Annotated in this window: 8 protein-coding genes; 4 read left to right on the forward strand and 4 right to left on the reverse strand. The window is 60.1% G+C overall.

The features are described 5' to 3' along the window. Positions 1-138: 138 nt before the first annotated feature. Entirely contained in the window at positions 139-1,092 is a 954-nt protein-coding gene (locus DI396_RS06240; protein WP_110795295.1) for an MBL fold metallo-hydrolase, read from the reverse strand. A 146-nt stretch (positions 1,093-1,238) separates the two neighbouring features. Here DI396_RS06240 and DI396_RS06245 point away from each other — a divergent pair, with 146 nt between their 5' ends. Further along, positions 1,239-1,991 carry an SDR family NAD(P)-dependent oxidoreductase gene (locus DI396_RS06245; protein ID WP_110795296.1) on the forward strand — a complete coding sequence of 251 codons (753 nt, stop codon included), beginning with the start codon at positions 1,239-1,241 and terminating at the stop codon, positions 1,989-1,991. A gap of 69 nt (positions 1,992-2,060) precedes the next feature. On the opposite strand, the gene DI396_RS06250 is transcribed toward DI396_RS06245, so the two are convergent. After that, a complete protein-coding gene (locus DI396_RS06250) occupies positions 2,061-2,663 on the reverse strand; it encodes a TetR/AcrR family transcriptional regulator (RefSeq protein WP_162617166.1) in 603 nt (200 codons plus the stop codon). 276 nt (positions 2,664-2,939) lie between these two features. Between DI396_RS06250 and DI396_RS06255 the strand changes: the two genes are divergently transcribed. The 3 genes from DI396_RS06255 to DI396_RS06265 all read left to right on the forward strand — a co-directional run bounded on the left by DI396_RS06255 (position 2,940) and on the right by DI396_RS06265 (position 10,993). Next, a complete protein-coding gene (locus DI396_RS06255; protein WP_110795407.1) occupies positions 2,940-3,407 on the forward strand; it encodes a (2Fe-2S)-binding protein in 468 nt (155 codons plus the stop codon). 4 nt (positions 3,408-3,411) lie between these two features. Beyond that, positions 3,412-5,655 (forward strand): xanthine dehydrogenase family protein molybdopterin-binding subunit, encoded by a 2,244-nt coding sequence (locus tag DI396_RS06260; protein WP_110795298.1) that lies wholly within the window; start codon positions 3,412-3,414, stop codon positions 5,653-5,655. 445 nt (positions 5,656-6,100) lie between these two features. Further along, the gene (locus DI396_RS06265) at positions 6,101-10,993 is read left to right on the forward strand and encodes a Hint domain-containing protein (protein ID WP_110795299.1); all 4,893 of its coding nucleotides are present in this window, start codon (positions 6,101-6,103) and stop codon (positions 10,991-10,993) included. Between the two features lie 46 nt (positions 10,994-11,039). Here the strand turns inward: DI396_RS06265 and DI396_RS06270 are convergent, their stop codons facing one another. Together DI396_RS06270 and DI396_RS06275 are read right to left on the reverse strand one after the other, a co-directional pair. Next, positions 11,040-11,825, reverse strand: a complete 786-nt coding sequence (locus tag DI396_RS06270; RefSeq protein WP_110795300.1) for a gamma-glutamyl-gamma-aminobutyrate hydrolase family protein — start codon at positions 11,823-11,825, stop codon at positions 11,040-11,042. A 179-nt stretch (positions 11,826-12,004) separates the two neighbouring features. After that, entirely contained in the window at positions 12,005-12,232 is a 228-nt protein-coding gene (locus DI396_RS06275; protein WP_110795301.1) for a hypothetical protein, read from the reverse strand. Positions 12,233-12,284 lie beyond the last annotated feature (52 nt).

Consider the following 12,284-nt stretch of genomic DNA (forward strand, 5'->3'; position numbering starts at 1 on the left):
GGCCAAGCGGGCAAGCGGTCTGAGGGAGAAAATATGCCGCTGCGCCCACGGCCTTGGCCGGATCGCATCCGATTTCCCCTGACGATGCCCGTCAAATCGGCAAATTATACCCCGCCCAACGGCGCGGCCTGCGCGCCCTTACTCCCACTCCATCTCTTCATAGACCCGCCCGGCGTTTTTCGTCGCCAGTTCCTCGAATGTATCCAAATGCGCCCAACGGCTTTGATCAATGTAATAAGCGCCGGCCAAATCGCCGCCCTCTTCGATATGTGCGCCGATCTTTGCGCGCAGATCCACAAGGTAATCGCGGGTATAGCGCCGGACCTGCGCCATATTGGTCGGATGGCCATGCCCCGGGATGACATAGGTCGGCGCCAGCGGCTCCAACCCCTGCTCCCATGTCTCGATCCAACATTTCACGCAGGTATCGCCGAAAATCGGTGGCATCCGTTCATGAAACGCGATGTCGCCTGCGATCATCACCTGCCACTCAGGGATCCACACCTGCGTATCGCCGGGCCCATGGGCGGGACCAAGATGCAGAACCTCGATCGTCACGCCGCCCATTTCGATCACCATCTTATCGGTAAATGTCCGGGTCGGCATCACGATGCGCGTGCCCTCGGCGCGCTCGCGGTTGTACCGTTCCATGCCCTGCAAGATGAAATCGCCGTTCTCTTTGACCTCTTCTGCGGCCTCTTCGTGCATCAAAATCGGGATGCCTTGATCGGCCCAATAGGAATTGCCAAGCACCGCATGCCCCTGCCCGTTTTCGGAAATCACCCATTTCACCGGTTGATCGGTCACCACCTTGATTTCGTCGTGCAAGGCCTCTGCCAACCGCGCCGAGGCACCGCCATTGACCACGATCACACCCTCCCCGGTGACGATAAAGGACAGGTTGTTGTTATGCCCGGCATTCTCATAGGTCGGCGGCGCCGTCGCCCCGATGGCAGAAAACACATGCGGGACCACTTCGACGGGTTTGTCATAAAGCTCCGATTGCGGGTATTTATCGGCGATGTCCTCGCTGGCCCATGCGCCTTGGGCTGCAAGACCCGCGATTGCCACAAGCGCTCCAAAAAGCTTCATGTCCTACTCCTCCGATTGACAGACTCCGAGGCCACGCTACACATTCACGCGGGTGAATGTAACCCCGATATTTACCCAGCCGCCTTGCGCCCCCCTGCCGCCCCGATAAGGTACAGGGACAGGCATATCTCTCGGGAGGAGACACCATGGATTTGACAGGAAAACACGCCATCGTCACCGGCGGCGGCACCGGCATTGGCCTTGCCATCGCGCGTGATCTGGCCCGCGCTGGCGCTCAAGTCACGATCACCGGCCGCCGCATGGAGGTCCTGCAAGAGGTCGCCGAAGACGGCATGCACCCGATGGTCATGGATGTGACCGATGACAAGGCCGTCGAACGCATCATCGCCGAAGCCGTCGACCTGCGCGGCCCGATCCAGATTTGCATCGCCAATGCAGGCATCGCGGAGGGGCGTAAATTACACAAAACCTCGACCGAGTTCTGGCGCAAGATCATGGCAACCAACCTCGACGGATGTTTCTATACCGTACGCGAATGCCTCAAATCGATGAACACCACCGATTGGGGGCGGGTCATTGCGATTTCCTCCATTGCGGGCCTGCGCGGATCGGCAGGGGCCGGTGCCTATGGGGCCTCCAAACATGGCGTTATCGGCATGATCCGGTCCTTTTCCGAAGACTTCATGGGCGGGCCATATACGTTCAATTCGATTTGCCCCGGCTATGTGGACACGCCGATCGTCACCCGCAATGTCGATGCAATCAAAGACCGCGCAGGCATCTCCGCCGATGAGGCGCGCGACATGATGGTCACCCTCAATCGCCACAAGCGGTTGATTTCACCCGAAGAAGTCGCGGCGGCGGCGATGTGGCTCTGCCATCCCCTAAGCGGAAGCACAAACGGTCAGGAGATCCAAATCGCCGGCGGTCAAGTCTAGCCCATCGGGAAATGGGGCGGCGTCCGCCGCCCCTTAACCCACGAAAGGCCACGCGCGCGCCTCTTGCGCCTAAAGGGCCAAACCCTGCGCGGTCAGCGCCTGACCAAAGACCAAGGCCAACCGCGCGGCATTCTCTTGCAGCTCAGCGTAGCTTTGGCTTGATTTCTTGACCCCATGCAGGGCCGCACACATCAAGCTGGCAACAACGTCAGCGCCGCCAAAAGCAGCCAGTTGCACCCGCCCTGCGGCGCCCTCCTGCGCAAGCCACGCCGCATAAAGCCCGATAATTTTCGCCTCACCTGCGCTGATGATATCGGCGCATTCGACATCGCTGTCATCAATCATACATGCGCCATGCGGAGAATTGACAAGAACCTCAAAGGCTTCGCTCGCCTGAGCGGCAAAGGCCGCAGTCAAAGCCGCGCCGACACTCGCCCCGCGCTGCAACGCGGCCTCGACACCGGTGGCCACCGCGTCAAAATAGCCCTGCGCCAAAGTCCGGTAAATGTCGCGTTTGTTTTTATAGTGCAAATACAGGGCCGCGCGCGACATGCCAGCCGCATTGGCAATGTCTTCCATCGCCGTGCGCTTCAATCCATATTGGGCAAAACATCCCAGCGCAGCGTCCAAGATCACCGCCCGCTTCGCATCCGCCGCATCAGGGACAGGCACTGTGCCCCCCTCATCTGCTGTAACTTGCGAAGCTGTCGCCGCCTCATCCACTGTGATATCCACCCCGGTTGGTAAAAACTATTCTAATACAAAACCTTGCGCTATACTGCAACGGCTTGACCGCATAGACCGAAGACGGTTTTGCTATGCGGCGGGCATGGCGAGGCGCGGCAGATGACAAGCTGACAAAATTCGTTCATTTTGTCAATTGACGAAATGACAGAATACGTTCATTTTGTCAGAGGAACCAAACACGCTCAACAGGGAGGCCGCCCCATGGCCAAGGATTTGATGATCAACGGCGCGACCCATCGCGTCGATTTGCCCGGCGAGGTCCCGCTCTTGTGGGTGCTGCGCGACGAAATCGGTTTGACCGGAACGAAATTCGGCTGCGGTGTCTCCGCCTGTGGCGCCTGCACCGTGCATATCGACGGCGAGGCCGTGCGTTCGTGCCAAGTGGCGCTTGAGGATGTGACCGGCGACATCACCACGATCGAAGGCCTCGGCACCCCCGATGCGATGCACGCCCTGCAAACCGCATGGGTCGATCATCAGGTCGCGCAATGCGGATATTGCCAGTCCGGCCAGATCATGCAGGCCGCTGCTCTTTTGGCGCAAACCCCCGATCCGACCGATGCCGATATCGACGAGGCGATGCAGGGAAACCTGTGCCGTTGCGGCACCTATCCGCGCATCCGCGCCGCCATTCACACGGCGGCCAGCACAATGAAGAACGCGGGGTAAGATCATGTCAAAACTTGGAAAAATCACACGGCGCACATTCATGGTTGCGGGCGCGGTCGTGGCCGGAGGCGTCGCTTTTGGCGTTTACACCGACCGCCGCACCTCGGCCAACCCTCTCACTGTGGACGCCGGTGAAAGCACGCTCAATTCATGGCTGATCATCGACGCGCAGGGGGTGCAAATCGTCACCCCGCGCGCCGAAATGGGCCAAGGCACGCAAAGCACTTTGGCCGCACTGGTGGCCGAGGAATTGGATGTGGCATGGGAGGACATTCGCGTCCTGCACGGCCCCCCTGCCGAAGCCTATTATAACGGTGCGATCCTTGCTGCCGGCCTGCCCTTTGCCGACTATGCCAAGACGGGCTTTCAAGAGGCCATCGGTGAAAACCTCGAATTCATCGCCAAACTTCTGAAATTCCAAGTCACGGGCGGCTCCTCGGCCATGGCGGACGGGTTTGTCAAAATGCGCATGGCGGGCGCCACCGCGCGCGAGGCGCTCAAGGCGGCGGCGGCCGAACAACTGGACGTATCGCCCCGCGCGCTGAAAACCGAAAACGGAGAGGTCATCGCTCCGGACGGCCGCAAATTGAGCTATATCGCATTGGCCGCGCAAGCCGTGGAGCACATGCCGAAAACCGCCACATTGCGCCCCGCATCGGAATGGAAATACATCGGAAAATCCATGCCGCGCCTTGATATGGTGGACAAATCCACCGGCACCGCGCAGTTCGGCATTGATGCCCGCCCCGAGGGATTGCGGTTCGCCGCCGTGAAGATGAACCCGCGATTGGGCGGCGAGATGCGCAGCTTTGACGACAGCGCGGCCAAAACCATGCCGGGGGTCGAAAAGATCATTGATCTGGGCACGGGCGTCGCGGTCGTGGCGACAAACACATGGCTGGCGCAGCAGGCCGTGGATGCGATCGAGGTCGATTGGGGCGATGCCCCCTATCCTGTTGACAGCACTGCGATTTTTGACGTGATCAAAGCAAGCTTCGACGATGACCCCAATGCGGTTTTGCGCGAGGATGGTGATGCGGAGGCTCCGTTGCCACAAGGCGCGACGGCGATCGAGGCGGAATATACGGTGCCCTATCTGGCCCATGCTGCGATGGAACCGCTGAACGCCACGGCGCTTTATACCGGCGATGCGTTGCATATGACGGTCGGCAACCAAGCCCCCGTAATGGTACAGAAAAATTGTGCCAAAGCACTGGATTTGGACGTGGAGGCCGTAACCGTTGAAACCCCCTATATGGGCGGCGGTTTCGGGCGGCGCGGCGAATATGACTGGACGGTTCTGGCCGCCCGCATCGCCAAAGAGATGCAAGGCACGCCGGTCAAAATGACCTATAGCCGCGAAGAAGACATGCGCCATGATTTTTATCGCCCCGGTGCCATGGCGCGTTTCAAGGGCACCGTGAAGGACGGTAAAGCGGTGACAATGGATGGCAAGATCGCCGGCCAATCCTGTGCCCAACAAGCCATGGGCCGATGGCTTGGCCTGCCCGCCTCCGGCCCCGACAAGGCGCATCTTGAGGGGGCCTTTGACCAACCCTATACCATCCCGAATTACCGCATCGCGGGTCATTTGGCCGATCTGGATGTGCCGGTCGGGTTCTGGCGCTCTGTGGGCTCATCCTTTAACGGGTTCTTCCACGAAAGCTTTATCGACGAGATGGCCCATGCGGCTGGCGCCGACCCCTTGGCCTTCCGGTTGGAATTGATGCGCGATGAAGACCCGCGCAGCTATAACGTCTTGGAAGCCGTTGGGAAATTATCAAATTGGAACGGACCAAAGCCGGATAACATTGGCCGTGGTGTCGCCTTTACCTATAGCTTTGGCACCCCCGTCGCAGAGGTGATCGAGGTCGAGGATACCGGCGATGGCATCCGCATCAAACGCGCCTTTATTGCCTGTGACGTTGGCGTGGCTCTGGACCCGAAAAACGTCGAGGCGCAGATGTTCGGTGGTTTGGTTTACGGCCTGTCCGCAGCCACAACTGGCGAGATCACCTTTGCAGATGGGAAGGTCGAGCAAGGCAATTTCTACGATTATGACGGCTTGCGGATGGGCGCCATGCCCGAGGTCGCGGTGACGGTTCTGGCATCCGGCACCGCCCCCAGCGGCGCGGGCGAGCCCGGCACACCGCCTGCGGCACCGGCCTTGGCCAATGCCCTGTTTGACCTCACCGGCAAACGCGCGCGGCGCCTTCCCTTGATCGAGGACTTCGACCTCATCTTGTAAACTTCGCACCATCCCGGCGGGAGACGCCCGACATGACAGCAGGCAGGAGGGGCCATGGGCCCCTCTTTTTGCCTCTTCATTCTGGATCTGCCGGGTTGCTCCACAATCAGACCACAAGCACCGGGCCGCACGCAGGTGGCACCCGTGTTTCCATAGCCGGTAGGCATACCGCCCGCAGTTATATGGCCCGCACCTTACTCGGGCACCATCATGACGGGCCCCGAACGTGCAACCATTAGGTGTTACGCGTGGCCTTTTCACGACAACCTTTGTCATATTTGCCCCAATTTTTCCCCAAATGTCCCCCAATCCAGCCACAGGTATTGATTAAATTCAGGAAACATACGACCACGGGGGTCGAAGGGATGCGCTAAAGACATCCCTCAATGAGGTAAGGTGTCCGGAGTAAGCGTTGCTCGCTCCGGTTTTTAGGAGCAGGCACGACATGCCTACAGGGTATCTAGTTAGTCTCGGCGACGGTGCGCTGAACACCGGAGACGTTGTTGATACGGGGTCCACCGTATTCACAACCGATCAGGTATTGGGCAGCGGTTCGGTCACATGGGTGGGCCGCACCGGCAGATGGGATCGAACCACAGGCACCCAAACAACAAACGGCACCTATTACCTCGGACAAGACGGCAACGTCTATTTCATCTTCGACTCGCAGCCCTACACTTTTGAGTCCGGCACTGCCGCCACCACCCCCGCCTATGCGCAACCCAACGGCGTCGTTGATGGCACGGCCGGCGATGATCTGATCGACGCCAGTTACGAAGATATCTCTTTTGAACAGGTGGACGATGGCACCGGTTCCAACGCCGATAGCGTCGAAGCGGGCGCAGGCGATGATACCGTGCTTTCCGGTCTGGGCAATGACACAGTACAGGCCGGAAGCGGCGCCGATAACGTCAATTCCGGCGCCGGCAATGATACAGTTTATGGTGATTTCGGCGCCGATCTGATCGATGGCGGCACGGGCGACGATGTGCTTTATGGCGGCGGCGGATCGGTCGATGGCACGCTGGCCACCTCCGAAACCCTGGAATGGGATTTGCAAGGCAACGACGGCGCCAATCTTGCCGGCGGCTTCACCCAAGACACCGGCGTCATCGATGTCACCTTCTCGGTGACCAATGACGGCAACAACAACCCCATCTATCAAGTCGAATCCAGCGACACACAATATGTCGCCCCGGGCGAGGATTTCGATCCGCAAAGCGCGCTTTACCTTTATGGCAATGGCGACGACGCCACCTCGACGGTCTCGTTGAATTTTGCCGCCAATAACCCGGCCTATGACGATGCGGTCGAAAATGTTGCCTTTCGCATCAACGACATCGACTGGGGCGCGGGAAACCACCGCGACATCATCACCATCACAGCACTCGACGCCAATGGTGATCCGGTTGATGTGATCATCACTCCCGGTGGCGGTGATGCCGTTTCGGGCAATACCATCACCGCCAATGACGTGGCCGATAGCAACAGCGATCTGAGCGGCTCTGCGCTGATCGAAATCGCCGGTCCGGTCAGCGATATTTCGATCTCCTACTCCAATGGTCTTAGCGGCACACAGGGCATTTGGGTCACCGATGTCAATTTCGACAGTATTGTTGTCGATGACGGGGCCGATACAATCAACGGCGGCGCCGGCAACGATTATATTGACGGCGGCACCGGCGATGATGTGCTCAACGGCGGCGAAGACAGCGACACCATCCTTGGCGGCGAAGGCGACGACAACCTACAGGGCGGTGATGCGGCCGATACATTGGACGGCGGCACCGGCGACGATACTATGGCCGGCGGATCGGGCGCAGATGACATCACCGGCGGCGAGGGCAATGATGTCATCAAAGGCGATGGCGACAGCCAGCAGATCAGCACCGAGAGCCTGAATTGGTCCTCGCAAGCGGCTGATGGCACCACGCTCACCGAAGCGTTCACCCAAAACACCGGTGAAATGAACGTCACCGTTTCGGGCACCGATGACGGCAATAACGATCCGGTTTGGGCGATCGAAAGCAGCGATCAAGCCTATGTTGCCGGCGGCGAACCGATGTCGGACAGCTCCAACCTGTCCATGTCGGGGCAAGGCGACGGCGCCACCTCGACCACTACGATCGATTTTGCCGCCGCATCCGGATCAAGCGCCAACGACGAGGTCGAAAACGTTGTCTTCCGCATCAATGATGTGGATTGGGCCTCGAACAACCACCGCGACATCGTCACAGTCACTGCGATTGACGCTGCGGGCAATCCTGTCACCGTCACATTGACCCCCGACAGTAGCGCAAGCGTCAGCGGCAACACCGTTACGGCGGGTGATGTTGGCACCGATCCCGACGACGCGGCCGGATCGGTTCTTGTAGAAATCGCCGGACCGGTTTCATCGATCAGCATCGCCTACGCCAATGGTGACACCAACACCCAAGCCGTTTGGGTCTCCGATGTGCATTTCGATGTGATGGAACCCACGGTTGCGGGCGACGACACAATTGATGCGGGCGACGGTGACGATACGATTTTCGGCGATGGCGGCGCGGATAATATTCTGGCCGGAGATGGCGCAGATGTCGTTGATGCAGGCATCGGCAATGACACGGTCGACGGCGGCGCAGATGACGACACGCTTTTGGGCGGCGACGGCGATGATCTGATCGACGGCGGCACCGGCGACGATTACCACCATGGCGGCGACGGCAACGATACGTTCATGGGGTCCGAAGGGGCCGATACCTTCAATGGCGATGAAGGTATGGATTTTATCGACTATTCCCAATCGGATGCGGCGGTAAACGTCGATCTGAGCAACAATACATTCTCCGGCGGCCATGCCACAGGCGACGTCAACGAGGGCGGCGTCGACGGGTTGATCGGGTCGGATTTCGACGATGCGTTGACCGGCAATGACGGTATGGGCGTCGAAACCGTCAACCATATCTATGGCGGTGCCGGCAATGACACCATCGACGGGCGTGGCGGCGACGATAGCCTGTTTGGCGGGACGGGTGACGACAGCATTTTGGGCGGCGCGGGCGCGGATTTGATCGACGGCGGTGATGGCGACGACACGCTGTCAATTGGCGGCGGCGACACCGCGCTTGGCGGCGGCGGCGACGATCTTTTCGTCATTGATACCGGCACGATGGACGGCAACGACCTGACGGTCGACGGCGGCGAAAGCAGCGAAACCACCGGCGACAGCATGCAGCTTTCAGGCGTGCAAAACATCGTCTACGATAATCTTGACCCCGAAAATGGCACCGTCACCTTCCTTGACGGCGCGCAACTGTCCTTCAGCAATATCGAAACCACGACCGTCACCGACCGCGACGGTGTGGTCAGCGGCACCGCAGGCGGCGATCTCATCGACGCCAGCTATACCGGCGATCCGGATGGCGATGTGGTCGATGGCAATGACGCGATCCTTGTTGGGCAGGTCGGCGACGACGACAGCATCGAAGCCGGTGCCGGCGATGACACGATTTTGGCCGGTCTGGGCGATGACGCCGCCCATGGCGGCACCGGCGCAGATGATATCGACGGCGGCGCGGGCGACGACACGCTTTGGGGCGATGCGGGCGATGACACCCTAACCGGCGGCGCCGGCGCGGATATTCTGTATGGCGGTGATAACAACGACGTTTTTGTGATCAATGGCGCGGGTCTTGGCGATGACACCATCGTTGGCGGCGAAGGCGGCGCGACAAATGTCGACACGATCGATTTGTCCGGCATGTCCGGCCCCGTCACCATTGTCTTTAACGGCGATAAATCCGGACTGATCTCGGATGGGATCAGCACGATTTCCTTCTCCGAGATCGAACACCTGATCCTGCCCGACGATGCCGATATGGTCGATATGGTCGGCGACAGCACCGGCATCACGGTCGACGCCATGGCCGGTGACGATACGGTAACCGGCGGCGCCGGCGGCGATATCGTCGCGGGCGGTGACGGCAATGACAGCCTGACGGGCAATGCCGGCGACGACAGCCTCACCGGCGGCGCGGGGGCAGACACCCTTGCGGGCGGCACAGGGGCAGATACCCTATCGGGCGGCGGCGGCAATGATGTGATCGCAGGCGGCACCGGCGCCGACGACATGACCGGCGGCGCAGGCGCCGATACCTTTGCCATCGAAGATAACTTTGGCACCGATCATATCGACGGCAGCGAAGCAGGCACGGATTACGACAGCCTCGATTTCTCGGCCATGACGGGCGGCATCGACCTTAGCGCGACGACTGGCGAAAGCGGCACCGCGACGGACGGCAGCTCCACGCTGACCTTTGACGAGATCGAGGGTCTCGTTCTCACAGATTTCAACGATACGGTCGACGGCACGCTGAATTTCGACGATTGGACCGTCGATGCGGGCGATGGCGATGACAGCATCACGCTCGGCGATGGCAATGACACGATGACCGCAGGCGACGGCAACGATACGCTGACCGGCGGCGAAGGGAATGATGAATACTACGGCGGTCTTGGCAACGACGAGATCTATCTTGCAGGCGGCGATTACGCCGAAGGCGGCGACGGGGACGATTTGTTCATCCTCTCCGATCTGGCTGGCTCCACCGGCGATATCGATATCATCGGCGGCGAAGGCGGCGAGACCAACGGCGACGTTCTAAGCGTGGCCGGATTGGCGGATATGTCGACGTTGGTGATCACCGACCCCGATGGCGTCAATGGCGGCATGAACGGCTCGGTTGCCCTGCTCGATGGCTCCGGAACGGTCAACTTCCAAAACATCGAACGGATCATTTGCTTTACTCCGGGGGCCCGCATCATGACGCCGCACGGCGAGCGCGCGATTGAAACCCTGCGCGCCGGCGATATGGTCATCACCCGCGATCACGGGCCACAACCCATTCGTTGGATGGGCCAGCGCACCGTCAACGGGCGCGGTAATTTTGCGCCTATCGCTCTCAATTCCAACGTCATGCAAGGGGCGCGGCGGCCCCTGCTCGTCTCGCCGCAACACCGCATATTGTTCACCGGCTTTCACGCCGAGCTGTTGTTCGGCGCGTCAGAGGTTCTGGTCGCGGCCAAGCATCTTGTCGACGGGCGCGATGTGCGGGTGATGGAGCGCGAAAAAGTCACCTATTTCCACATGATGTTCGACCGCCACGAAGTCGTCTATGCCGAAGGCGCGGCGACCGAAAGCTTCCATGCGGCGGATTTGGGATTGTCGTCGATTTCGGACCAATCGCGCGAAGAGCTGTTCGGGATTTTCCCCGAATTGCGCAGCAACCCGAACCAATATGGCGAGACCGCGCGCAAATGCATCAAAGCACATGAAGCGAAATTGATCCTGCCCTAAGGCGCAGACCAACCCGCCGCCCCTGTACCGAAAACGCGAATGTGGCTCACACCTCTTGCAAGGCCCGCATTGGCATTGGGCGTTTGGCGTTTGCCCATGCCCGCGCCGCTTCTCCAAAAGCAGCAAAAAGCGGTTGTGACACCGGATCGGTCGCCGCGCGGTATTCCGGATGCCATTGCACCGACAATGTGAACCCCGCCGCGTCTTTGACGTAAATCGCCTCGGGGGTGCCATCGGGGGCGTAACCGTCGATTACGATCCGCGCGCCCGGCTGTTTGATCCCCTGCCCGTGCAACGTATTGGTCATAACCTCGGGCGCACCCATCAGCGCATGAAACACACCCCCGGCCGTAAAGCTGACCTTATGGCGCAGGGCGAATTTTTCCTCGATCGTGCCATCGGGCGGCATGCGGTGGTTCATCCGCCCCGGCAAATCACGAATTTCGGGATAAAGCGTGCCGCCCATGGCGACATTGACCTCTTGAAACCCGCGGCACACACCAAAAAACGGTTGCCCGCGCTCGACGCAGGCCCGCACAAGCGGCAAGGTGATCGCATCGCGGCATCGGTCGAAATCACCATGCGCCGGCGTGGCGTCTTCGCCGTATTCTTCGGGATGGACATTGGGCCGCCCCCCCGTCAGCAAAAAACCATCGCAGGTTTCAAGCAATTCCTCGACCGATACCAATCGCGGGTCGGCGGGCACCACCAAAGGGATTGCGTCGCTGACTTCGGCCACGGCTTCGGAGTTCATCACCCCGCCCGCGTGGACCTGATAGCTGTCTCCAACCAGTTGATGATTGCCAATAATGCCTACGATCGGTCGTGCCATGTCTCGTCCCCACGCCTGCCTGTCAATGATCAGATTATGCGCCCGACGCCATTAAGAAAATAGCAAACCGCGCACAATCGCATGTGCAGCGACGTCATTTACGCATCACATGCCCATTCGGCACGCAAAGGCCCCCGCATCGCGAGGGCCAAGCGGTGTTGCGTAGGATCGCAGCCAGATCAATCCGAAGCCGTGCCGGTGATCGTCAGGCTCCCGCCCGTGGGCGTTTCAATCTGCACAGCGGCAGCGCCGTCAGACGCATCGCGCGGCTCATTGCCATTATAGGCCAACCACACCATCAGCGCGATCAGCAAAGCCACCGCCACCCCCACGCCGATCGCGATGCCGGCCAGCGGGGTCTTATGGGCGGGATGTTGGGTTTCCGTATTTGTATCGGGTGCGGACATGGAATTACTCCTTCGCTCGTTGAGAGGGTCACGCGGGCAAATGCCCCCCGTG

Origin of the sequence: Litorivita pollutaquae, from assembly GCF_003205515.1 — a bacterium.
Classification (GTDB): Bacteria; Pseudomonadota; Alphaproteobacteria; order Rhodobacterales; family Rhodobacteraceae; genus Litorivita; species Litorivita pollutaquae.

Bases quoted from the DNA above. Each gene is read 5' to 3' on its own strand.
- DI396_RS06245 (WP_110795296.1), top strand. From the start codon at position 1,239: ATGGATTTGACAGGAAAACACGCCATCGTCACCGGCGGCGGCACCGGC.
- DI396_RS06255 (WP_110795407.1), top strand. From the start codon at position 2,940: ATGGCCAAGGATTTGATGATCAACGGCGCGACCCATCGCGTCGATTTG.
- DI396_RS06270 (WP_110795300.1), bottom strand. From the start codon at position 11,825: ATGGCACGACCGATCGTAGGCATTATTGGCAATCATCAACTGGTTGGA.
- DI396_RS06260 (WP_110795298.1), top strand. From the start codon at position 3,412: ATGTCAAAACTTGGAAAAATCACACGGCGCACATTCATGGTTGCGGGC.
- DI396_RS06265 (WP_110795299.1), top strand. From the start codon at position 6,101: ATGCCTACAGGGTATCTAGTTAGTCTCGGCGACGGTGCGCTGAACACC.
- DI396_RS06240 (WP_110795295.1), bottom strand. From the start codon at position 1,092: ATGAAGCTTTTTGGAGCGCTTGTGGCAATCGCGGGTCTTGCAGCCCAA.
- DI396_RS06275 (WP_110795301.1), bottom strand. From the start codon at position 12,232: ATGTCCGCACCCGATACAAATACGGAAACCCAACATCCCGCCCATAAG.